General features: G+C 68.6%; 19 protein-coding genes. 8 read left to right on the plus strand and 11 right to left on the minus strand.

All coding sequences use genetic code 11. From position 1 onward, the window contains the following. The first annotated feature begins 4 nt into the window (after positions 1–4). Complete coding sequence (locus DWF00_RS15395) at positions 5–1,858, plus strand: ABC transporter ATP-binding protein (protein WP_114829486.1); 1,854 nt, start codon at positions 5–7, stop codon at positions 1,856–1,858. An 81-nt stretch (positions 1,859–1,939) separates the two neighbouring features. Here DWF00_RS15395 and DWF00_RS15400 read toward each other — a convergent pair whose 3' ends face one another. The 3 genes from DWF00_RS15400 to DWF00_RS15410 all read right to left on the minus strand — a co-directional run bounded on the left by DWF00_RS15400 (position 1,940) and on the right by DWF00_RS15410 (position 5,691). Beyond that, the gene (locus tag DWF00_RS15400; protein WP_181832655.1) at positions 1,940–3,208 is read right to left on the minus strand and encodes a serine hydrolase; all 1,269 of its coding nucleotides are present in this window, start codon (positions 3,206–3,208) and stop codon (positions 1,940–1,942) included. Between the two features lie 233 nt (positions 3,209–3,441). Continuing rightward, the gene (locus tag DWF00_RS15405) at positions 3,442–4,581 is read right to left on the minus strand and encodes a helix-turn-helix transcriptional regulator (RefSeq protein WP_114829484.1); all 1,140 of its coding nucleotides are present in this window, start codon (positions 4,579–4,581) and stop codon (positions 3,442–3,444) included. 168 nt (positions 4,582–4,749) lie between these two features. Beyond that, complete coding sequence (locus DWF00_RS15410; RefSeq protein ID WP_114829483.1) at positions 4,750–5,691, minus strand: ribokinase; 942 nt, start codon at positions 5,689–5,691, stop codon at positions 4,750–4,752. Positions 5,692–5,748: 57 nt separating this feature from the next. Here DWF00_RS15410 and DWF00_RS15415 point away from each other — a divergent pair, with 57 nt between their 5' ends. The 4 genes from DWF00_RS15415 (at position 5,749) to DWF00_RS15430 (ending at position 9,022) form a co-directional block, all read left to right on the plus strand. After that, the gene (locus DWF00_RS15415; protein ID WP_114829482.1) at positions 5,749–6,540 is read left to right on the plus strand and encodes a GntR family transcriptional regulator; all 792 of its coding nucleotides are present in this window, start codon (positions 5,749–5,751) and stop codon (positions 6,538–6,540) included. A 277-nt stretch (positions 6,541–6,817) separates the two neighbouring features. Then, positions 6,818–8,101 carry a DUF3137 domain-containing protein gene (locus DWF00_RS15420; protein WP_181832654.1) on the plus strand — a complete coding sequence of 428 codons (1,284 nt, stop codon included), beginning with the start codon at positions 6,818–6,820 and terminating at the stop codon, positions 8,099–8,101. Continuing rightward, on the plus strand, positions 8,098–8,670 hold the full coding sequence (locus DWF00_RS15425; RefSeq protein ID WP_181832653.1) for a LemA family protein: 573 nt from the start codon (positions 8,098–8,100) through the stop codon (positions 8,668–8,670). Before DWF00_RS15420 ends, DWF00_RS15425 begins: the two co-directional genes overlap by 4 nt. Positions 8,671–8,686: 16 nt before the next feature. Then, complete coding sequence (locus DWF00_RS15430) at positions 8,687–9,022, plus strand: hypothetical protein (protein ID WP_147283704.1); 336 nt, start codon at positions 8,687–8,689, stop codon at positions 9,020–9,022. Between the two features lie 4 nt (positions 9,023–9,026). On the opposite strand, the gene DWF00_RS15435 is transcribed toward DWF00_RS15430, so the two are convergent. Next, on the minus strand, positions 9,027–9,371 hold the full coding sequence (locus DWF00_RS15435) for a hypothetical protein (RefSeq protein WP_114829479.1): 345 nt from the start codon (positions 9,369–9,371) through the stop codon (positions 9,027–9,029). Then, positions 9,371–9,742, minus strand: a complete 372-nt coding sequence (locus tag DWF00_RS15440; RefSeq protein WP_147283703.1) for a hypothetical protein — start codon at positions 9,740–9,742, stop codon at positions 9,371–9,373. Before DWF00_RS15440 ends, DWF00_RS15435 begins: the two co-directional genes overlap by 1 nt. 148 nt (positions 9,743–9,890) lie before the next feature. Between DWF00_RS15440 and DWF00_RS15445 the strand changes: the two genes are divergently transcribed. Continuing rightward, a complete protein-coding gene (locus DWF00_RS15445) occupies positions 9,891–12,347 on the plus strand; it encodes a serine/threonine-protein kinase (protein WP_181832652.1) in 2,457 nt (818 codons plus the stop codon). Positions 12,348–12,356: 9 nt separating this feature from the next. Here the strand turns inward: DWF00_RS15445 and DWF00_RS15450 are convergent, their stop codons facing one another. After that, positions 12,357–12,923 carry an ECF-type sigma factor gene (locus DWF00_RS15450; RefSeq protein ID WP_114829476.1) on the minus strand — a complete coding sequence of 189 codons (567 nt, stop codon included), beginning with the start codon at positions 12,921–12,923 and terminating at the stop codon, positions 12,357–12,359. A 129-nt stretch (positions 12,924–13,052) separates the two neighbouring features. On the opposite strand from DWF00_RS15450, the gene DWF00_RS15455 reads away from it, so the two are divergent. Continuing rightward, on the plus strand, positions 13,053–13,679 hold the full coding sequence (locus tag DWF00_RS15455) for a helix-turn-helix transcriptional regulator (RefSeq protein ID WP_114829475.1): 627 nt from the start codon (positions 13,053–13,055) through the stop codon (positions 13,677–13,679). 27 nt (positions 13,680–13,706) lie between these two features. Here the strand turns inward: DWF00_RS15455 and DWF00_RS15460 are convergent, their stop codons facing one another. The 5 genes from DWF00_RS15460 to DWF00_RS15480 form a co-directional block, all read right to left on the minus strand. After that, complete coding sequence (locus DWF00_RS15460) at positions 13,707–14,558, minus strand: metallophosphoesterase family protein (protein ID WP_114829474.1); 852 nt, start codon at positions 14,556–14,558, stop codon at positions 13,707–13,709. Next, positions 14,555–16,105, minus strand: a complete 1,551-nt coding sequence (locus DWF00_RS15465; protein WP_114829473.1) for an ABC transporter substrate-binding protein — start codon at positions 16,103–16,105, stop codon at positions 14,555–14,557. Before DWF00_RS15465 ends, DWF00_RS15460 begins: the two co-directional genes overlap by 4 nt. A gap of 208 nt (positions 16,106–16,313) precedes the next feature. Further along, a complete protein-coding gene (araD, locus tag DWF00_RS15470; RefSeq protein ID WP_114829472.1) occupies positions 16,314–18,044 on the minus strand; it encodes an L-arabinonate dehydratase in 1,731 nt (576 codons plus the stop codon). A gap of 158 nt (positions 18,045–18,202) precedes the next feature. Further along, positions 18,203–19,120: a dihydrodipicolinate synthase family protein gene (locus DWF00_RS15475; RefSeq protein ID WP_114829471.1), complete on the minus strand. Its 918-nt coding sequence runs from the start codon at positions 19,118–19,120 to the stop codon at positions 18,203–18,205. Then, a complete protein-coding gene (locus DWF00_RS15480) occupies positions 19,110–19,817 on the minus strand; it encodes a GntR family transcriptional regulator (RefSeq protein WP_245973972.1) in 708 nt (235 codons plus the stop codon). The genes DWF00_RS15475 and DWF00_RS15480 overlap by 11 nt, the downstream gene beginning before the upstream one ends. Positions 19,818–20,026: 209 nt before the next feature. Between DWF00_RS15480 and DWF00_RS15485 the strand changes: the two genes are divergently transcribed. Then, complete coding sequence (locus tag DWF00_RS15485) at positions 20,027–21,004, plus strand: Bug family tripartite tricarboxylate transporter substrate binding protein (protein ID WP_114829470.1); 978 nt, start codon at positions 20,027–20,029, stop codon at positions 21,002–21,004. The last annotated feature ends 83 nt before the right edge of the window (positions 21,005–21,087 follow it).

The raw sequence follows: 21,087 nt of genomic DNA on the forward strand, positions 1-21,087 counted from the left end.
GCACATGGCCAGCCCGATTCTCTCCGTTTCCAACCTGACCACCTCCTTCCGCGTCGAAGGCTTGTGGCGCCCGGTCGTCAAGGGCATCTCGTTCGAGATCGCGCCGAAGGAGACGGTCGCGGTCGTCGGCGAATCCGGCTCGGGCAAGAGCGTCACCGCGCTCTCGATCATGCGGCTGACGCCCCCCGGTTCGAGCAAGATCGAGGGCTCGATCAAGCTCTCCGGCAAGGAGCTGCTGACGCTGCCGGAGCCCGAGATGCGGCACATCCGCGGCAACGAGGTCGCGATGATCTTCCAGGAGCCGATGACCTCGCTGAACCCGGTGCTGACCATCGGCTTCCAGATCGCCGAGGCGCTGATCCTGCACCGCGGCCTGTCGCGCTCGGAGGCCGAGGCCGAGACCATCCGCCTGCTCGAGAAGGTGCGCATCCCGGCGGCGAAGTCGCGCTTCCACGAATACCCGCACCGCTTCTCCGGCGGCATGCGCCAGCGCGTGATGATCGCGATGGCACTGGCCTGCAAGCCGAAGCTGCTGATCGCCGACGAGCCGACCACCGCGCTCGACGTGACGATCCAGGCGCAGATCCTCGAGCTCATCAAGGTGCTGCAGGAGGAGGAGGACATGTCCGTCCTCTTCATCACGCACGACATGGGCGTGGTCGCCGAAATCGCCGACCGCACGGTGGTGATGTATAACGGCCAGGCCGTCGAGACAGGGCCGACCGAGGACATCTTCGCCCGGCCGACGCATCCCTACACCCGCTCGCTGCTCTCGGCCGTGCCGAAGCTCGGCTCGATGGGCGGCCACACGCGGCCGATGCGCTTCCCGGTCGTCGACCGCGCCACCGGCCTCTCCGACGTGCCGACCGAGACCTCCGACACGGTGGCGCCCGCCAGCGAGCGGCCGGTGCTGGAGGTCAGCGGCCTGACGACGCGCTTCGAGATCCGCGCCGGCCTGCTCGGCGGGGTCAAGGGCCGGGTGCACGCGGTCGAGAACGTCTCGTTCAGCCTGCAATCGGGCGAGACGCTGGCGCTGGTCGGCGAATCCGGCTGCGGCAAGTCGACCACCGGCCGCTCGGTGATGCGCCTGATCGAACCGCTCTCCGGCTCGGTGCTGCTCGACGGCGAGGACGTGCTGAAGCTCGACCAGCGCACGCTGCGCGACCGGCGCAAGCGCATGCAGATGATCTTCCAGGACCCCTTCGCCAGCCTCAACCCGCGCATGAATGTCGGCGCCGCCATTGCCGAGCCGCTGATCATCAACGGCCTCGCCACCCGCTCGCAGGCGCGCGAGAAGGTCGCCGAGCTGCTGCGCCGCGTCGGCCTCCTGCCGGACATGGCGAGCCGCTTCCCGCACGAGTTCTCGGGCGGCCAGCGCCAGCGCATCTGCATCGCGCGTGCGCTCGCGGTCGAGCCGCGGCTGATCGTGGCCGACGAATCGGTCTCGGCGCTCGACGTCTCCGTGAAGGCGCAGGTCATCAACCTGATGCTCGAGCTGCAGGAGCGGATGAAGCTCGCCTATCTCTTCATCTCGCACGACATGGCGGTGGTCGAGCGCGTCAGCCACCGTGTCGCGGTGATGTATCTCGGCGAGATCGTCGAGATCGGCCCGCGCGAGGCGGTGTTCGGCAATCCGCAGCACCCCTATACCAAGCGCCTGCTGGCGGCGGTGCCGGTGCCCGATCCGGCGCGCCGGCTGGAGAAGCGCCCGGTCTCGAACGACGAGATCAAGAGCCCGCTGCGCGCGCCCGACTACGTGCCGCCGGTGCGCCAGTTCCGCGAGGTCTCGCCGGGCCATGCGGTGATGATCTGGGGTCAGGAATGGGAGACGCAGCCGGCCATCGCCAAGGTGGCGTGAGCCGCTTTCGATCGTCTGGAGCGAAGCCATCGAGGCCCGGCATGGGATCCCATGCCGGGCCTTTCGCTTCAGGCGCTCCGCTCAGCGCAGTACCTGCGAGGCGCAGCAGAAGTCGCGGACCGCGAGGGCCGGGGCCGGGTTCTTCAGGTGGCAGACCGAGTTGGGCTGCTGCGGCAGCGAGGGGCGCTCCAGCGTGTAGGCCTTGCATTGCGGCTCGTCCTCGCAGGCCTTGCGACAGACGTCCCCCTTCATCTCCCGCGTCAGGATAAAGCTGCGGTAGTCATTGCCGGGCCGGTTGGTGCTGTAGTCGAGCTTGGCTTGCGGCGCAGGGCGCGGCAGCTCCGCCTCGACCGGCAGCGACGCCTTCCACATCTCGTGCTCGAGGTCTTCGCCAAGCCCGTCGATCGATGGCGAGGCGTTCATGGCGAAGCCAATGCCGCTGCCCCAATAGACGAAGCGCGCCATGAACTGATAGTTCAGCGTGGAGCTACCCCAGGTCCAGACGCCGGAGTGCACGGCGCTGTAGCTGTCATCCTCGTTGTGCCGCAGCCTGGTTCCGACGCTGTAGAACCAGCGATCGCCGAGATCCACTTTTGGCCAGTCGCGCGGGCCGGTCTTGAGCAGGCCGAAGCGGGGTTCGAAATGACGCATGAACAGGGCCATGTCTCTGGCGGAGATGATCCAGCCGGCCCATGACGACATGAAGGGCTGGACGAGGCTGATATGGGCCGCGCCGGCGCCGGCCGGCTCCAGCACGAGCCGGCGGCAAGCCTCCTCATAGGGCTGGCCCGTGACCTGCTCGACGATCAGGCCGAGCACCTGGAAATTCTTGTTCTCGTACTGGTGCTTGCCGCCGGGGTCCTGGAACAGGCGCAGCTTGATCGTGTCGCGCATCTGCTCGGCGAGGCTGAGCTTGTGCTGGTCGATATTGGCGTCGCCGATGCCGCTGGTCTGGGTGAGGAGCTGCGCCACCGTGATCGAGCTGAAGCGCCGGTCGGCCGGGCGGCCGTAGCGGGCGAAATAGCCGGCCAGTACGGCGCCAAGTGGCGCGTCGTATTGCAGGCGGCCGGCCTCGACCAGCTTGACGATGCAGATGCCGGTAATGACCTTCGAGACGCTGGCGACCGGCTCGGGCTTGAGCGGCGAGGTCGCGCCGCTCTTGTCGCTGCCGACGATGTGCCCGTCGCGGATGATGGCGACGCTGCTCCGCTTCAACTTGTGCTTGGCGGTCCAGGCGCGGTAGGCGCCGAGCATGCGTTCCGCCACAGCATCGGCGCGAGCTGGGCCGGGCGCAGCCAGGGCCACCGCGATCCCCAGAAGCGCCGCCGCCGCGATCCGAAACCCGTTCATTGGCCGCCCTCCGAACCCTCCTGAAAAGGGGTAGCGGCACAGCTTTCTCGGGCCATCCCCCATATGGAGGACGAAACCTTTCGCATCTGGAGGCTAGTCTTCAGTCAGGATGAGTGTTCGGGCCGGGGGGCTACCGTGATGCGTCGTTCCGCTTACAGCATATGCTCCTGATGCGGCGCCGTTCGCGGCTCGCAAGGCGTTCCAACCCGCTTCTTGGTGGCTCGGGACGGTCTCTAGCGCGACCGGACCGGCAGCTCCGCGCCGCGCAGCAGGGCCGCGACCTGGCTCTGCTGGCGCATCCCGGTCTTCTGGAAGATGCGGGCGAGATGGGTGCGCGCGGTCGAGATGCGCACGTGCTGCTCCTCCGCCGCCTCGGCCAGCGACAGGCCGGAGGCGAGGGCCGAAGCGAATTTCGCCTCGGTCTCGGTCAGGCCGAAGAGCTGCTGCGCCGCTGCGACCAGATCGGCCGCCGGCTCCAGCGGCCGGATGGCGATCATCACGCTGGGCGAGGCGCTTGGCAGGCCGTAGCCCGGCGGCACCGGCAGCACGCACAAGGAGAGGTTGCAGCCCTCGGCTCCGGCGGCATGCGCCTGCAGGTGGGTGCGGCGGGCATTCGGATCATGCGCCGGGGCGAGCGTCTGCGCGACCAGGCGCTTGAGCGCGGCCTGATCCTGCGCGCTGCGGGCGAAGATGCGGCCGGTGCGCAGGCCGAGCGCGCCCTCCGGCTCGGCCAGGAACTGGTCGGCCGTCTCGTTGGCGTAGACCAGCCGCATCTGCGGATCGGCGATGACGATGCCGACGGAGAGCGTGTCGAGCGCAGTGCGCGCCATGTCCCGCTGCAGCGTCAGGAAGCCGATATGGCGGCGCAATTCGGCGACGCGGGTCATGATCGGCGTCAGGCGTTCGAGCAGGGCTGCGTCCTGTGCGTCGAAGGCGTCCTGGTTGCGGCCGCGCTGCACGTCGAAGAACCAGAAGGAGGGGCCGGCCTCCAGAACGCGGCTGCCCAGGCCGCCATACATGTCCTGCGGCGCCATCCATTCGCGCCAGACGCGGCTGGCGCGCAGGCGCTCCTCGCCGATCAGGGCGTGATCGGCATAGGTCTGGCCGATCGGCACCTTGTTGAGCGTCTGGCCGAAGGAGACGAACTCTTCGGCGAACTCCTCATAGGCGCGCTGGTGCATCACAGGATCGAAATTGGTGGTGACGGCGTCCTCGGGACCGAGGTCCGGCCCGACGCGGGCGAAGCAGGCTTTCGACCCGCCGAAGAGTTGCCGTATCTGTTCGACGGCGGCGGGCATCTGCTCGGCGTCATAAGCGCTGAGCAGAAGGCTATCGATCGTCGCGACGACCGCATCGAGATTCGCGCGCGCCATAGCCAACTCCAGCGCCGCCGGACGTGTCACGGTGCGTCACGCGGTTCGCCCCTGCCGCGCTCATTCGCCGCCGTTTTCGCCCTCAGCATGATCGGGCAGAACCCAATCGATACCGCGTTGGCGTGTTTATGGAAAGTCCAAAAACGATCCAATGTGAGCCGGCGGCTTTTATCCGCGGGCGTGCAGGAAATCCTGCAGCGCCGTCGCGGTGGGCAGCGCCTCGAAAACCCCGACGCGCTGCGTCACCAGCGCACCGCAGGCAGCGGCGCGGCGCAGCGCCTCCTTGAAGGGCAGGCCCGCGACCAGGCTCGCCGCGAGCCCGGCGGCGAAGGCATCGCCGGCGCCAAGGCTGTCGACCGCCTCGATGGCGAAGGCGGGCTGCCGCAACGCCGGCTCGCCCTTGCGGAAGGCGATCGCCCCGGCGTTGCCGCGGGTGACGACCAGCGTGTCCGGTCCGTGCTGGAGGATGGAATGCGCCAGCCGCTCGTCCTCGGTGGCCGCGGCATCCGAATTGCTTGCGGGCGGCAGCGCCTCCGCAAGGGCAGAGGCTTCGCTGGCATTGACGATGAGGATCGAGGTGTTGGCGAGAATCTCCGGCTTCACCGCGCGGAAGGGCGAGGGGTTGAGCAAGGTCCTGATCCCGGCCTGGCGCGCCAGCCGGAAGGCCTCGATGATCGGCGCGTCGGCAATTTCGAACTGCGCCAGCACCAGACCGGCCTGCCGGAGCGCGTCCGCCACGCTTCCGACATCCTGCGCGGACAAGGACAGGTTCGCACCAGCGTGAACGGCCAGACAATTCTCCCCGGTAGCATCGGTAAAGCCGACGCCACCACCCGTTGCACCGGGAAACTGCTTCAGCATCGTCAGCGGCAGGCCGGCCCGGCGCAGCGCCGGGGCGGCAAAGACGGAGAGGGGATCATCGCCAATGGCCATCAACCCGTCGACCGCGGCGCCGAGCCGCACGGCGCCAACGGCGAGATTGAAGCCCTTGCCTCCCGGCTCTACGGTCAGCATATCGGCGCGGAGCGATTCACCCGCGGCCGGGAAGCGTGCTACCTTGGCCGAGCAGGCGACGACGAAACTGCCTAGAACGAAGATGCTGCTCGCCATGCCTGCTCACCCCTCACCCTGACCCCATCATAGCCAGTGCCGCGCAGAAGCACGCGAATGCAGCCCCCGTTCGACACCGATCCCGCGACAGCCGCGTCGGCAAGGCCCTCCTTGCCGAACCTGATCGCGCTGCGTGACGATACCGCGAAGCCGCTCTACCAGCAGCTCGAGGATCAGCTGACGCATCTGATCGGCGAGGGCATCCTGCCGGCCGGAACGACGCTGCCGGCGGAGCGGCAACTGGCGGAGAAGCTCAAGATCAGCCGCGCCACCGTGCAGCGATGCTATAACACGCTGCGCCAGCGCAAGCTCCTGAGTGCGCATGGCCGCCTCGGCTCGATCGTCCAGGGCATGGGCGCGCGGCTGCACCCCGGCATGGACCGGCTCAAGGGCTTCACGGAGGAGATGCGCGAGCTCGGGCGGGTGCCCTCGTCGCGCATCCTGGAGCGGGCCGTGGTGGCCGACCGCTCGATCGCCTCGATCTTCGGCCTGTCCTCGAACGCGCTCTTCCTCAAGCTCGTGCGCATCCGCAGCGGCGACGACGTGCCGATGTCGCGCGAGGTCGCTTGGTACAATCTCCAGATCGTGCCCGAACTGGCCCAGGCCGACCTGTCGCAATCGGTCTACGCCGTGCTGCAGACGCTGGGCGCGCCGCTCGTGCTCTGCGAGCAGACCATCGAGGCGGCGGCGCCGACCGAAGAGGAATGCGCCGTGTTCGGCTTCGAGCGGCCGGTGCCCTGCCTGCTGATCAAGCGCCGCAGCTACAGCCGCGACAGCAGCATGGTCGAATATGTCGAAGGTCTGTTCCGGGGCGATGCCTACTCCTACAAGCTGTCCCTGCGAGCTTGAGCATTAGGCCTTTCGGACCCCCGATCATCCCCCATTTGCATGACGCCTGAACCGGCCCGCGCCGGTCAGATGCCGCCATGTGCAACGCCGCCGCATCGCCCTGCGCCACAGGCCATGTCCGGATTTCGCCGCCGATCCCGTTTGACCCGATGAGAGGGCGCGGCAGGCGCGCCCTCCGGCGACAGCGATAGCGGACGGGGGCGAAGCGATGGAACCGGGCGAGCCGCAAGGCAGGATCGGAGAAGGCCGGCAGGGTCCAGCCCGTACGGCCGTTGAGATGAAGCGGCTCGAACTGAAGTTCCGCCGCTATGTCGGCTGGCTTCCGCTGCTGCTCTTTCTGGTGCCGGTCGCGGGTTTTGCGCTCGTTGGGCTCGCGATCTCCTCGGGATCGGGCTTCGGCGTGATCGGCGGCATCCTCGGCTTCCTGCTGATCGTGATCACTGCCCTGGCCGGTGTGGCGATCTCCCTGGCGATTCCGGCCGCGGTCATCGGCGTCTTCGGCTATCTGGTCTGGTCCTATTACAGGAAATCGAAAGCGGGCTCGCCGCAGCCGGCGGGGGGCGGCCAGGCCGCGGCCCTCGTCCAGCCGCAGGCGCAGAACCTCGCGCAATTCTCGGGCGAGATCGCGATGCTCGAGGAGCTGCGCCAGCGGCTCGCGGCGGAGGCGAGGCGGCGAGTCCGGCTGTTCGTGCCGCCGGCGCTCGTCTTGGGGCTGCTGCTGGCGTGGGCCTTCACCTCGCTCGGCAACTCCGGCTCGCGAAGCAGCGGCTCGCCGCTCTTCGTCTACCTCTTCATGCTGGGCTTTGCCGGCATCGGCAGCTGGGTCTATGCGGTCGGCGGTCCCGGCGCGCGCTATGCGCTCGCCTTCAAGCACGAGCTCGTGCCGCGGCTGCTCAAGGCCTATGGCGATCTCCAGCACAGCATCGGCACGATGCCGCCGCTCGGCAGCCTGTGCAGCTACGGCGTGCTGCCGGGCCATGACCAGGCCAGTGCCGACGACGTGTTCGAAGGCACCTATCGGGGCCATGCGATCCGGATCAGCGAGATCGACCTGACCCGCAAGAACGATGACGATGACGTCACGACCTTCCATGGCGTCCTGATTGACCTCGCCGTCGCGACGCCGTTCCGCGGTACGACGGTCGTCGCCGACAAGGCCGAGCGCGGCGGCCGCTTCTTCTCGGCGCCCGACGGGCTGATGCCGGTCAGGCTCGAAGACCCGGTCTTCGACGAGATCTACGGCGTCTATGGCAGCGACCAGATCGAGGCGCGCGCCGTGCTGACGCCGGCCGTGATGCAGCGCCTGCTGGTGATGTCGGACGGGAAGAGCTTCTTCCCGCCGCGCTTCCTGATCGAGGGCACGCGGATGAGCTTCGCGCTCAGCCGCTACCATCCCGGCAGCCTGTTCGAGCCGCCGGGGCTGGAGAGCCAGGATGCCGCCGCGCATCTCGCCAGCCTCGAAGGCGATCTCGCGATGATCTTCGGTCTCGCCGACGCGATGGTCGAGATGCACATCGCCGTGCGGCCGAGCACGGAATTCCAGCAAGGGGGCAAGCGATGACGTGGGTTCTGTTGGTGATCCTGCTTGGTGGAGCGGTCGGGCTCTACATCTGGTACGCGGCGATCGTGACGCGCCGGAACAAGGTCGACGAGACGCTGGGCGGCATCGACGCGCAACTGCAGCAGCGCCACGACCTGATCCCCAACGTGCTCGCCATCGCGCGCCGCTTCATGGAGCATGAGAAGACGCTGCTCGAGGAGATCACCGCACTGCGCACCAAGGTGGCGCCGCAGGTCGGCGAGCGCGACTTCGCCAAGATCGGCGAGAAGTTCCAGGCCGAGGCCAAGCTCGGCGCCGATCTGACGCGGCTCTTTGCCGTCGCCGAGAACTATCCGGACCTGACCTCGTCGGGCCCGATGATCGAGGCGCAGCGCAGCTATAACGAGGTCGAGGCCAACATCGCGGCGGCCCGGCGCTTCTACAACAGCGCCGTCGGCGACCTGCGCAACGCGGTGCAGATCTTTCCGGGCGGGCTGCTTGCCGGGGTCGCCGGGGTGAGTACGCTGCCGCCCTTCTACGAGACGACCGAGGCGGCGCGGGCGCCGGTCAACGCGGTCGACCATCTCTGACGTTGAGGAACTCGCCATGAGAACGGTGCTGGCCGCTATGCTCGCATTTGCCGCTTCGGTCGCCTTTGCCGCCGAGGCCTTGCCCGGCCTGCCGAAGCAGCGCGACTACGGGCAGTTCCGCGTCAGCCTGATCAAGCAGGGCTGGCAGCCGACGAAGCTGCCGGGCGCCGACGAATGCTGGGAGGGCGACAAGCGCTGCACCGGCCGCGCCGAGATGTTCGCTTGCGCCGGCACCGGCGCCGCCAACTGCCTCTTCATCTGGAAGAAGGCCGGGACGCTGATCGAGGTCGCCACCAAAGGCGAGGAGCAGGCGATGGTCAGTGGCCTGCGCTGCCGCGAGGGCTGCAAATAAGCGCTTACTCGACCCGCTCGATGATGCGGCCCTGGCGGCCGTTGACCGTGACAGTCGGGCTCTTGCAGATGTCGACGCCGAACAGGAGCTGCTCGCGCGGCCGCCGGCCGAGCACGATGCGGATATCGTAGGCGCAGGCGCTGCCGGGCACGGTGATGGCGCGCTGCTCGCGCTCCATCAGGTTGGGTCCCATCCGGTCCGGCCCCCAATGATCCTCATTTGCCGGCGCGAGATGGATGCCGCGGATGACGTCGCCGGTGCCGTTGACGATGGTGACCGAGCGACCTTGTTGAGCGGCTGCGGCGCTGGTCAGGGCGACGAGCGCCGCCAGAAGTGGGAGGGCTCGCATCAGGGCTTCCACTGGCCGGGAATGGCGCGGCGCGCCTGGATGGTCGCGGTCGGGCTTTCTCCGGCCGAGAGCCAGAGGCGGCCGTCGATCGACAAGCCGGTGTAATAGGGCCTGGTACCGTCCAGCAGTTTGCGCAGCTCCGCCGGCGTTCCCGGGTCGATCGCGAGCTTGCCGACCGAGCCGAGCCGCTTGTTCTCAGCCACGATCGTATAGGAGCCGAGTGGGCAAGGCGGCACCTGGCACATGACCGGATGATAGGTGACGGTGAAGCGCCCGTCATAATCGGGCTTGGATGCGGGCGACTGCGCCGGCGCCTGCTGCGCCAGGATCAGCGCGGCGGCGATGAGGCCGGGTCGGATGCTTCCGCGCATGGGCGCACTCCACGAGTCGGCGTCATCGCAACATGTTTCCCGCCCGCCTTGCGTCCCTCATCTGGAGGACGCCGCTCCTGCCCGGCTCCTCGACAGTGATGCGCGGGTGGCGATGAGGGCCATGCCCATCCGGCTTCCTGGGATGACGATGAAGCAGCCGATCGATCTGGAACGGGAACGCTGGATCAAGGTCCGCGCGCTGTTCGACGATCTGGTCGAACTCGCCCCCGCCGAGCGCCAGGTGGCGCTGGCGCGCTCGATCCTGCCGCGGGAATTGCTTGATGAGGCACGGGCGTTGCTGGCCGCTGCCGATAGCGCGGGTGATTTCCTCGAGCGCGGCGGCGCGACCGGGCTGACGGGCGGGGTGGCGGCTACGCCGGGCTACCAGTCGCTTGCTTCCGGTGCGCGGGTCGGCGCCTTCCGCGTGGAGGCGCTGATCGGGCGGGGCGGGCAGGGCGAGGTCTATCGCGCCGCCCGCGCCGACGGGCAGTTCGAGCAGGTCGTCGCGCTCAAGCTGCTGCGCCCGGAGGCCGCCGACCATGTCGAGCGCTTCCGGACGGAGCGGCAGATCCTCGCCGGGCTGGAGCATCCCGCCATCGCGCGCCTGATCGACGGCGGCACTGCGCCGGACGGGCGGCCCTATCTGGCGATGGAGTTCGTCGACGGCGCGCCGATCACGACCTATTGCGCGGCGGGGCGGCTCGGCCTCAAGGCGCGGCTCAGGCTGTTCCAGACCGTCTGCGCCGCGGTGGCCTATGCCCACCGCAACCTGATCGTCCACCGCGACCTGAAGCCCGGCAATGTGCTGGTGACGCCGGAGGGGCAGGTCAAGCTGCTCGATTTCGGCGTGGCGCATATCCTGGCCGAAACCGGCAATGAGGCGCTGACGCAGGCGATCCTGACGCCGGATTATGCCGCGCCCGAGCAGTTCGAGGGCCGCCGGCCAACCACAGCCACGGACATCTACGCGCTCGGCGGCATCCTGTTCGAGTTGTTGACCGGCCGCTCGCCCTGGCGGCTCCGGGACACGCCCTTCGCCGGAGCCCTGCGCATCATGCAGGACGCGCCGCCGCAGCCGAGCAAGGTCATGGCCCGGCAGGAGGCCCCGCCCGTGCCGGGCGAGCAGGTGCGCGGCGATCTCGACGTCATCATCCAGAAGGCGATGCGCTACGAGCCGGAGGCGCGCTACGAGAGCGTCGCGGCCTTGTCGGAGGATATCGAGCGGCATCTGGTCTTCCTGCCGGTCGCGGCGCGGGCGGGCGATTTCGGCTACCGGGCCCGGCGCTTCCTGCGCCGCAATCGCGGCCGGCTGCTGGCGGCGACGGCAGTCATGGTCGTGCTGGCGGGCGGCGTCGGCGGCGTGCTCTGGCAGGCGGGGAAGGCGCGGGCGGCGCGGCAGAGCGCCATCATCGAAAGCGAGCGGGCCTCCGCCGTGCGCGACTATGTCATGCTGCTGCTGCGCACGGCCTCGAGCGCCGGCGGCCCGAGCTTCGCCACTGCCAAGCAGGTGCTGGACGCCACCGCCGCGCAACTCGGGCGCGAGGCGAATGGCGGCTCCGTGACGCTGCTCGGCACGCTCGGCGAGCTCTATGCCGAGCTCGACGATTTCAACGCCGCTGCCCCGCTGCTCGAGCGCTACATCGCCATCGCAGAGCGCAACGGCGACGGGTGGGCCTTGGCCAATGCGCGCCAGACGCTCGCGGCCGTCTCGGTTCGCCGGGGACAGCTCGACCAGGCCGCGGCGCTGCTTGGCCAGGCCAAGGCGTTCTGGGCTGGGGACGCCGGCGCCTATGCCAGGGAACAGGCCGAGGCCGCCGGGATCGAGGCCGGCTTGCTGCGCGAGCGCAGCCAGCGCGACGAGGCGATAGCGCTACTGCGCGGCGCGATCTCGCGCCTGTCGGCTCTGCTCGGCGAGGGCGGCGACGGCATCGCGACGCTGCATCACAATCTCGGCGTCCATCTGCTCGAAGCCGGCCGGCGGGACGAGGCCGAGGCCAGCCTCAAGACGGCGCAGCACTTGCTGGAGCAGCAGGGGCGGACGCGCTCGGCGACCGGCATCGGCGTGATGAACAACCGCGCCGCGATCGCCTTCCAGCGCGGCGACGTCGCAGCGGCGGAAGGGATGTGGCGCGAGGTGATCGCGCTGCGGCGCGAGCTCTACGGCCCCTCGATCGCGCTTGCGGCGTTGCAGCTCAATCTCGGCCGCCTGCTGCTGACGACGGGGCGGGCGGAAGAGGCCTTGCCGGTTCTCGAAGAGGCATTGGCGATCGGCACGGCCTTTGCCGGCGAGACGAGCCCGGTGACGATCATGCTGCGCCAGAGCCGGGGGCTCGGCCTGCTGGTGCGCGATCGCGATGGCGAGGCGGCAGTCGAGATCGACAAGGCGCTGGCGGCCTCAGCCCAAGCCTTCGGCGCGCAGCACATCTATTACGGCATGGCGCTCTCGGTGCGGGCGCAGCTCTATTTGCGGGCCGCCGACTGGACTCGGGCCAGGGCCGATATCGATGCGTCCGAAGCGATCCTCGACAGGGCCGGGCCGGCTGGTGCGGTCCATCTGGTCGAGGTCAGGAAGCTGCGCGAGATCCTGGAGCAGAACGCCAAATAAGCCGGCGGTTCAGCCGCCCTGAAGCTCGCGGAAGAGCCAGGCCTTGGCCTGGAGCCAGTCGCGCCGGACGGTGCGGGCGCTGATGCCGAGGATGCGCGCCGTCTCCTCCTCGCTGTAGCCGGCGAAGAAGCGGCACTCGACCACCTTCACCAGCCGCTCGTCGACCTGCTCCAGCGCGGCGAGCGCGTCGCTGATCCTGACGACGTCGCCATCGTCGACCTCAGGCAGCTCGTCATGCTCCTCGTCGAGCGGTACGGCCCTGATGCCGTCGCCGCGCTTGCGGCTCAGGCGGGCGCGGGCTGCGTCGACCAGGACATGGCGCATCGCGGTTGCGGCGCTGGCGAGGAAATGCTCCTCGCTGTTCCAGCCGCGGCTCTGGCGCAGCTTCAGGTAGCTCTCGCTGATCAGCGCCGTGGTCTGCAAGGTCGCGGGGCGGCCGGCCCGCAGCCGCTCGCGATGGGCGATTGTGTGAAGTACGTCATAGAGCGAGCGCGTCAGGTGGTCGAGTTGTAGCGGCGGGGCCGGCGCTGCGCCGTCTCCGTGGGGCTGATCCGGGTCGACATGATCCTGAGCCATGCCCGCAGCCTAGCCGAGGCGTACGCCCATGACCAAGCAAGGTGCTCAAAGAAATTATTTTCGAATGTCCGAAACCGGATGCCGTTCTCGTGAAACCAACCAGGAGACACTGCAGCACGGGAACGGCCAATGACACTCGCAATCGATTTCGGGCCACGGCATGAGGCCCACTTCACCACCGCCCGGCCCACACGCCACAGCAATGACGACGCGGTCAGCGACGGAACGGCGGTGTTCCTGGTCACCGAGGACCTGCGCATCCTCTCGCGCAACCGCGATGCGACGCGCCTGACGGGCGAAGGCATCGTCGGGGACGACCGGTTCAGCACCCGCAGCGCGAACTTCAACGCCCGGCTCCAGGGCTGGATGCGGCGCAACAAGGCCGGCGCGATGATGCCGGAGCTGCGGCTGGCGCTGGAGACGCGCAGCGAGCGGGTCCTGGCCGTCAGCGTCACGCCGATCGGCGCCTTCGCCGACGAGACCAGGTCGATCTTCGCCATCGTCGTCCGCGATCACAGCCGGGCGATCCGCTCCAGCATCGCCGCGATCAAGGTCTTCCACGGACTGACCCCGAGCGAGGCCAAGATGCTCGGCCTGGTCTGCGAGGGGCTCGACACGATCGCCGCCAGCGAGCGGCTCGGCATCGCCAAGACGACGGCGCGCACCCATCTGCAGCGGCTCTTCGCCAAGACCGGCACGACGCGACAGAGCGAGCTCGTCCATTTCGTCGTCAGCTTCGTTCCCGGCGCGGAATAGCGCTGGCCGGCCGCGCCGAACTGCCGTTTAGGCCGCCAGCTCCGGCGGGCAGGGCGGCATCTCGCGCAGGAAGCGGTAGCGGCCATGCTGCTTGATGGCGTCGAGGTCGTGCGAGACGATGCCTTGCGGCCGGACGATCTCGACGCCGACATGGTCGCCATCGAAATCCAGCACGGCGAAGCCGCAGCGCGCGTCACCGTCGAGACCACGCCCGCCGGAGAAGGCGAGCGAAGGCAGCCAGAGATGGCGCAGGCCATCGATGCTGCGGTCGCGGTGCTTGTGCAGGTGGCCGCTGACGACCAGCCGGATATCGGCCCGGCACAGGCGCTGCACCAACTCGCCGCGCGGCGCCGGGCCGAGCGATGCGATGCTCGGCAAGGCCTCGTCCGGGCTTTCGACGAAGAGCGGCTTGTGCAGCACGAGCCCGACCCGGTCGCCCCTGCTCTCCGCGAGCATCGCGTCGAGCCAGTCGTTCTGCTCGGCCTCGCGGGCGAGGCCGGAGCCGAAGAGTTGGGCGTTGACGCCGAGCAGGGTCCAGCCGTCCAGGCGGAAGCGCCAGCGGTCGGCGCCGATGAAGGTGTCCCAGCGCGCGAGGCGGGCTTCGTTGACGATCTGGTTCGGGTCCTGGCCCGGCGGCTCGTCGCCGATATCGTGATTGCCGGGCAAGGGCAGCACGGTGCCCGGCAGCAGGGCCAGCGCCGTGGCGGCGAATGCCATCTCGGCGTCGCTGTCGGGCCCGTCGATGCAGAGGTCGCCGTTGACGATGGTGCAGGCGGCGTCGACCCGGGCGGCGGCGTCGCGGGCGAGCAGCCAGTTCTGCCAGAAGAAGCCGTGGGTCGGCGAGAGGTGCGGGTCGGAGAGGAAGACGACGCGGGTCATGCGAAGCTCAGGTTGTAAGAGCGGAAATCCATGTAGTAGAGCGGGTAGTGCGTCCACTTCACGGCCCGGCGCTTGGCGAAGTATTCGCGTACGGGATAGAGGATGAGGGCCGGCGCCTCGGCCTCGTATTCGTCGAGCAGGCGCAGCCAGAGCCGCTTGCGCTCGGCCGGCTCGGTCGCGAGGCGCAATTCGTCGCTGATCGCGTTGAAGGTCGTCGGCCGCCAGAAGCCGGATTTCTGGATGAAGTAGTCCTTCGCCATGTGCACCAGCAGCCCGCCGCCGAGCGGGTCGGGGAAGCGGAAGGCGATCGAGGTCGGCCGGACGTCGGCGCCGGGGTTCACGACCTGCGACAGGTTCTCCATCGTCTCCAGCCGGCTCTTGACGCCAACGGCCTCCCACATCTGCTGGATGACCTGCACGGCCAGCAGCATCTGGAGGTAGTAGCCGGGCGTGATCCGGATCACGATCTCCTGGCCGCCATAGCCCGCCTGCTTGAGCAGGGCGCGGGCGCGCTCGGGATCATAGGTGAAGCCGCGGCGGTCGGCATCGTAGAGCGCGCCGAACGAGGGCGTCTGCAGCGCCGCCATGCGCTTGAACTCCGGCCCCCAGAGCGACTGGCCGAGCGTGTCGTAGTCGACCGCATAGTTCAGCGCCTGCCGGACGCGGGCATCCTGCAGCACCGGGTTGCGGGTGTCGTAATAGAGGATATGGGCGAATTCGAGCGGCACATCGACCGCTTCCAGCGTCTTGTGGCCGGCGAGCGTCTGCGCCTGCTCGGGCAGGAGGTTGGTGATCAGGTCGTAATCGCCGGCATGCAAACCGGCGAGCCGGCTCGACGCCTCCGGCACCACGGTGAAGACGATCTGACGCAGGGGCGGCTTGCCCATCCAGTACTCGTCATGGCTTTCGAGCACGGCGCGCTGGTCGCGCTGGAACGAGGCGAGGCGGTAGGGGCCGCTGCCGACCGGCTTCTGGCGCAGGCCGGCCTGGCCCTGCTCGTTGTAGAACTTGGCCGAATGGATCCAGCCGCCATAGGCGGCGAGGCGCTGCGGCATCACCACGTCGGGCGTCTTGGTGCGGAACAGGACGGTGTCGCGCGATTCGGCTTCGACGCCGGCGAGATGGCCAAAATTGATCCGGCCCTCATGGTGCTGGACCTGCGGGCCATACATGCGCTCGGGCGAGAAGGTCGAGAGCACGTCGTCGGCCGAGAGCACGGTGCCGTCATGCATGCGCACGTCGCCGCGGAGCTTGACCTCCCAGGTCAGCGGATCGCGCTGGCGCAAGGAGGTGGCGAGATGCGGCACGAGATGCTGGCCGCCCTCCTTGGCCTCCTTCAGGAAGTCGCGGCGCCAGAGCGTGTCGAAGACGTTGTCGGTGACGCGCAGGCCGACATTGGAGATCGCTTCGAGCGGCTCCAGCGTCGCAGGCAGCGCCTGGACGGCGACGCGCAGGACAGGACGCGTATCGCTCTGCGCCCGCGCCAGCCGGGGCAGGAAGGCAGGGGCGGCGAGGCCGGCGGCCAGGACGTGACGACGGGTGACCATGGCAGGCGCTCCTAGCGGGAGCGCGTTCCATGATCCCCGGCCGTTACAGCGCCATGACGAGTTTCGGACCTTTTGGAAACAGAGCCCTTACCCAGAGGAGCCTCCCCCGTCATTGCGAGCGCAGCGAAGCAATCCAGGGGGTCTCGCTCGCGCAATCCCCCTGGGTTGCTTCGTCGCTGCGCTCCTCGCAATGACGGAGGTGGCGGGCCTAGTGAATCTCAGGCTCGGCGATCTTGGCGGTGCCTTCGAGATAGTCGAAGTCGCAGCCCTTGTCGGCCTGCTGGATATGGGCGGCCGACATCTTGCCGTAGCCGCGGGCATAGTCGCGGTTCGGCGGCGACCATTTGGCCAGCCGCGCGGCGATCTCGGCGTCGCTGAGCTCGACCGAGATGCCGCGCGCCTCGACATCGACCGCGATGATGTCGCCGGTCTGCACTGCTGCGAGCGGGCCCTTGATATAGGCCTCCGGCGCGACGTGGAGCACGCAGGCGCCGTAGCTGGTGCCGGACATGCGGGCGTCGGAGATGCGCAGCATGTCGCGCACGCCCTGCTTCAAGAGCTTCTTCGGGATCGGCAGCATGCCCCATTCCGGCATGCCGGGGCCGCCGACCGGGCCGCAATTCTTCAGCACCATGATGTGGTCGGCGGTGACGTCGAGGTTCTCGTCGTTCACGGCGCGCATCATCGCGTCGTAATCCTCGAAGACCAGGGCCGGCCCGCGATGCTTGAGCAGGCGCGGCTCGGCGGCCGAGGGCTTGATGACGCAGCCATTGGGGGCGAGGTTGCCCTTGAGCACGGCAAGCCCGTTCTCGGTCGAGATTGCGCGGTCGAGCGGGCGGATGACGTTGTCGTCATAGACCTTGGCGAGCGCGATGGTCTCGGCGATCGGCTTTCCCGTCACCGTCATAGCGTCGGTGTGGAGCTTGCTCTCGAGCTGCTTCAGCAGCGCGGGCAGGCCGCCGGCATAGAAGAAATCCTCCATCAGGAATTCGCCGGAGGGCCGCAGGTTGGCGATCACCGGCACCGTGCGCGAGAACGTGTCGAAATCATCAGGCGTCAGCGGCACGCCGGCGCGGCCGGCCATCGCGACGAGGTGGATGATCGCGTTGGTCGAGCCGGCGACCGCCATATGGACGGTGAGCGCGTTCTCGAAGCTCTTGCGGCTGAGGATGCGGTCGGGCGTCAGGTCTTCCCAGACCATCTCGACGATGCGCTTGCCGGCGGCCGCGGCCATGCGCGGGTGGGCGGCGTCGGCGGCGGGGATGGCGGAGGCGCCGGGCAGGGTGAGGCCCAGGACCTCGGCGTGGCTCATCATGGTTGCGGCCGTGCCCATCACCATGCAGGTGCCGTAGGAGCGGGCGATGCCGCTCTCCATGTCGCGCCACTGGCCGTCGGTGATGTTGCCGGCCTCCTTCTCGGCCCAGTACTTCCAGACGTCGGCGCCGGAGCCGAGCACCTTGCCGGCCCAGTTGCCGCGCAGCATTGGCCCGGCCGGCACGAAGATGAAGGGCAGGCCGGCGCTGCAGGCTCCCATGATCAGGGCCGGCGTGGACTTGTCGCAACCGCCGAGCAGCACCGCGCCGTCGAGCGGGTGGGAGCGGATCGATTCCTCCGTCTCCATCGCCAGGAAGTTGCGATAGAGCATGGTCGTCGGCTTCTGGTACTGCTCCGAGGCCGACATCACGGGTATCTCGACCGGGAAGCCACCCGCCGCCCAGACCGCGCGCTTCACCGCCTCGGCGCGGTCGCGCAGATGGGTGTGGCAGGGGTTGATCTCGGACCAGGTGTTGATGATGCCGATGACCGGCTTGCCCATGAACTCCTCATGGTTGAAGCCCATCTGCAGCGCCCGCGAGCGATGGCCGAAGGAGCGCAGGTCGCTGGCGCCGAACCAGCGGAAGCTGCGCAGGGTCTCGGGCGTCTTGCGGGGATGGGTCATCGGCGGTTCCTCATTGGTCTTATTCGAGACGTCATCCCGGACGGAGCGAAGCGGAGCTCCGGGATCCATCATAGAGCACTGCGCTTTACGATGGATCCCGGAGCGGCGCCGCTAAAGCGGCTGTCCGGGATGACGGCGCGGGTGATGGAAAGTGGCGCCTATTCCGCCGCCGCGCGCTGGGCGCTCCAGCCGGCGACGATGCGGCGCAGTTCGGTGCGCTCGCCCTCGTTCAGCTCGGGCAGGCCGGGCAGGCGCACCGGGCCGACCGGGGTACCGAGCAGGCCGAGCGCCTCCTTGACCACCGTGACGTTGGCGCCGTTGCCGTATTTGGTGCGCATGGTCTCGAAGCCGGCGATCTCGCTGACCAAAGCACGGGCGCGGTCGTAGTCGTTCTTCTCCAGCGCCTGCCAGATCGCCAGCGAGCGCTCCGGCGCGACGTTGACGAGGCCGGAGGTGAAGCCCCGCGCTCCGAGCGCGTGGAAGGGCGCGGCCCAGCCCTCGGCGAGGCCGCAGATCCAGTTAGCGCTGGTGCCCTCGGTGGCGCGGACGCATTCGGCCAGCAGCATGACGTTGGTCGAGGCGAACTTGACGCCGGCGACGTTGGCATGGGTCGCGACGCGGGTGAGGTCCTTCACGCCGATCGCGTCCGAGCGGATATAGGCGACGACGGGTACGTCGAGCGCCTCGGCGATGGCGATGATGTAGTCGGCCTGCGATTGCGGCGCGGCGAAGGGGTCGAGCGGGTGATGCACCATCACCGCGTCGCAGCCGGCCCTGGCGGCGAGCTTGCCGGTCGCGACCGCCTCGCGCAGGGAGCGGCCGATGCCGGCCGTGACCAGCGCCTTGCCGGCGGCGGCCTCGGCCGCGACGGCGTGGCTGCGCACGACCTCGTCGGTGGTCATCGGATAGAACTCGCCGGTATTGCCGGCGGAGACGATGTTGTGGATGCCGGCCTCGGCGATGCGCCGGACGATCTTGCCGGTGACGGTCCAGTCGGCCTCGCCGTCACTGCCCCAGGCGGTGACGTGCACGCCGGAAATGCCGCGCAAAGCGCTACGCACGCGATCATTCGTCATAGGCCAGTCCCTCCGCATCCGCGCCGAACACCTGCCGCACATGGCTCTTGGCCGAGCGGACGATGTGGCTCCTCATCCTTTGCTCCGCCAGCGCCGGGTCATGCGCTGCCAGAGCGGCGAAAATTCCCTGATGCTCGACGAAGCCCTGCCGGCGCTCGGAGTTGACCGCCAGCAGCGCGATGCGCTGGGCGTGGTCGTACATGCGCTGCCCGTCGAGCCGGCGCTCCAGATAGGCGCAGCCGGAGATGCGGTGGATCATGCCGTGATAGGCCTCGTTCAGGTTGACGAGGTCCTCAAGCGCGCTGTGATCGGTGGCGTGCTCCATCTCGTCGATCAACCGCGCCATCTCGACGATCTCGCTGTCGCTGATGTGGTTGGCGGCGATATGGGTCATGACGCTTTCGAGCGCGGCCCGGCCGAGCGCCATCTCCAGCGCCTGCCTGGCGGAGAACTCGACGAAGACGCCGCGGCGCGCCTCGGTGCGCACCAGCCCCTCGCTCTCCAGCTTGCGGATGGCGTCCTTGACCGGCGTCGTGCTGACGCCGAGCATCTCGGCGAGCTGGCGCTCGTTCAGCCGCTCGCCATTGCGGAAGCTGCCGGCGACGATCGCCCGGCGCAGGCGCTCATGCACGTGCTCGCGCAGGGAGCGCAGCAGGTGAGGGGCGACGGGTTCGATCGTGGTCGGGTCGAGCATCATGGTTCCAGCAGGTGAGTCGGCCCGGCTCGGAATCCCGATCCAGGCAACAACCCTGCATCGTCAGCAAATACCAAAACATCAAGCCGAAGCAAGTCTGAAATTTCAGATTTCAAATGCGAAAGCCTGTGCTATGTCGTCACTCCAAGAGGCCCGCCAAGGGCCGTGCCGGCTGCGCAGCGCAGCGGCGAACCAACCCAAGGGAGGACGACTTGAGCCATTTGACCCGACGCGCCGTGCTTGCCGGCGGCGCCAGCCTTCTCGCCGCTCCCGCCGTGCTGGCCCAGACGGCCTATCCCGCCGGCAAGGTCGTCACCATCGTGGTGCCCTTCGCCGCCGGCGGCACGACCGACCTGCTCGGCCGCATCCTGGCCGAGCGGCTGGCGGCCCGGATGGGCGGGCGCTTCATCGTGGAGAACCGCGTCGGCGCCGGCGGCAATACGGGGGCGGCGACGGTCGCCCGCTCCGACCCGGATGGCTACACGCTGACCATGGGCACGGTGTCGAGCCATGCGATCAACCCGGGCGTCTACATCAAGATGCCCTATGACCACATCAAGGACTTCGCGCCGATCTCGCAGGTCGCGAGCGTGCCGAACATCCTGATGGTCAATCTCGACCTGCCGGCCAAGACGGTGCCGGAGCTGATCGCCCTGCTCAAGGCCAATCCCGGCAAGTACTCGTTCGGCTCCTCGGGGGCGGGAACCTCGACGCATATGGCGGCCGAGCTGTTCAAGGTCTCGACCGGCACCGACATGGTGCACGTGCCCTACCGCTCAAGCGGGCAGGTGACCCAGGACCTGCTCTCGGGCCAGATCCAGCTGACCTTCGACAACATCACCATCGCCTGGCCGCATGTCGAGGCCGGCAAGATCCGGGCTCTCGCCACCGCGACGCCGGAGCGGCTGCCCATCGCCAAGGACCTGCCGGCGCTGTCCGAGTACATTCCCGGCTATGCCGCTGCCTCCTGGCACGGCTTCTTCGCGCCGGCGAAAGTGCCGAAGGAGGTCGTCGCCCGGCTCTCGACCGAGACGCAGGCGATCATGCGCGAGCAGGCTGTGATCGACCAGCTCAAGAAGCTCGGCGTCGATCCCGTCGGCTCGACCAGCGAGGAGTTCACCACCTACATCGCCGCCGAGACCAAGCGCTGGGCCGAGGTGGCGCAGAAGGCGAATGTGAAGATTGAGTGAGAGCAGTTGCCGCAAGGCGTGCTCCCGTCATTGCGAGGAGCGTAGCGACGAAGCAATCCAGGGGGATTGCGCGAGACCCCCTG

This window comes from Allobosea caraganae (assembly GCF_003351345.1).
GTDB classification, from domain to species: domain Bacteria; phylum Pseudomonadota; class Alphaproteobacteria; order Rhizobiales; family Beijerinckiaceae; genus Allobosea; species Allobosea caraganae.

Excerpts from the sequence above, each read along its gene's own strand:
- DWF00_RS15480 (WP_245973972.1), bottom strand. The coding sequence starts at position 19,817 with ATGATGCTCGACCCGACCACGATCGAACCCGTCGCCCCTCACCTGCTG.
- DWF00_RS15395 (WP_114829486.1), top strand. The coding sequence starts at position 5 with ATGGCCAGCCCGATTCTCTCCGTTTCCAACCTGACCACCTCCTTCCGC.
- DWF00_RS15475 (WP_114829471.1), bottom strand. The coding sequence starts at position 19,120 with ATGACGAATGATCGCGTGCGTAGCGCTTTGCGCGGCATTTCCGGCGTG.
- DWF00_RS15440 (WP_147283703.1), bottom strand. The coding sequence starts at position 9,742 with ATGCGCGGAAGCATCCGACCCGGCCTCATCGCCGCCGCGCTGATCCTG.
- DWF00_RS15410 (WP_114829483.1), bottom strand. The coding sequence starts at position 5,691 with ATGGCGAGCAGCATCTTCGTTCTAGGCAGTTTCGTCGTCGCCTGCTCG.
- DWF00_RS15430 (WP_147283704.1), top strand. The coding sequence starts at position 8,687 with ATGAGAACGGTGCTGGCCGCTATGCTCGCATTTGCCGCTTCGGTCGCC.
- DWF00_RS15400 (WP_181832655.1), bottom strand. The coding sequence starts at position 3,208 with ATGAACGGGTTTCGGATCGCGGCGGCGGCGCTTCTGGGGATCGCGGTG.
- DWF00_RS15460 (WP_114829474.1), bottom strand. The coding sequence starts at position 14,558 with ATGACCCGCGTCGTCTTCCTCTCCGACCCGCACCTCTCGCCGACCCAC.
- araD (WP_114829472.1), bottom strand. The coding sequence starts at position 18,044 with ATGACCCATCCCCGCAAGACGCCCGAGACCCTGCGCAGCTTCCGCTGG.
- DWF00_RS15420 (WP_181832654.1), top strand. The coding sequence starts at position 6,818 with ATGAAGCGGCTCGAACTGAAGTTCCGCCGCTATGTCGGCTGGCTTCCG.
- DWF00_RS15450 (WP_114829476.1), bottom strand. The coding sequence starts at position 12,923 with ATGGCTCAGGATCATGTCGACCCGGATCAGCCCCACGGAGACGGCGCA.
- DWF00_RS15415 (WP_114829482.1), top strand. The coding sequence starts at position 5,749 with ATGCAGCCCCCGTTCGACACCGATCCCGCGACAGCCGCGTCGGCAAGG.
- DWF00_RS15445 (WP_181832652.1), top strand. The coding sequence starts at position 9,891 with ATGAAGCAGCCGATCGATCTGGAACGGGAACGCTGGATCAAGGTCCGC.
- DWF00_RS15465 (WP_114829473.1), bottom strand. The coding sequence starts at position 16,105 with ATGGTCACCCGTCGTCACGTCCTGGCCGCCGGCCTCGCCGCCCCTGCC.
- DWF00_RS15455 (WP_114829475.1), top strand. The coding sequence starts at position 13,053 with ATGACACTCGCAATCGATTTCGGGCCACGGCATGAGGCCCACTTCACC.
- DWF00_RS15425 (WP_181832653.1), top strand. The coding sequence starts at position 8,098 with ATGACGTGGGTTCTGTTGGTGATCCTGCTTGGTGGAGCGGTCGGGCTC.
- DWF00_RS15435 (WP_114829479.1), bottom strand. The coding sequence starts at position 9,371 with ATGCGAGCCCTCCCACTTCTGGCGGCGCTCGTCGCCCTGACCAGCGCC.
- DWF00_RS15405 (WP_114829484.1), bottom strand. The coding sequence starts at position 4,581 with ATGGCGCGCGCGAATCTCGATGCGGTCGTCGCGACGATCGATAGCCTT.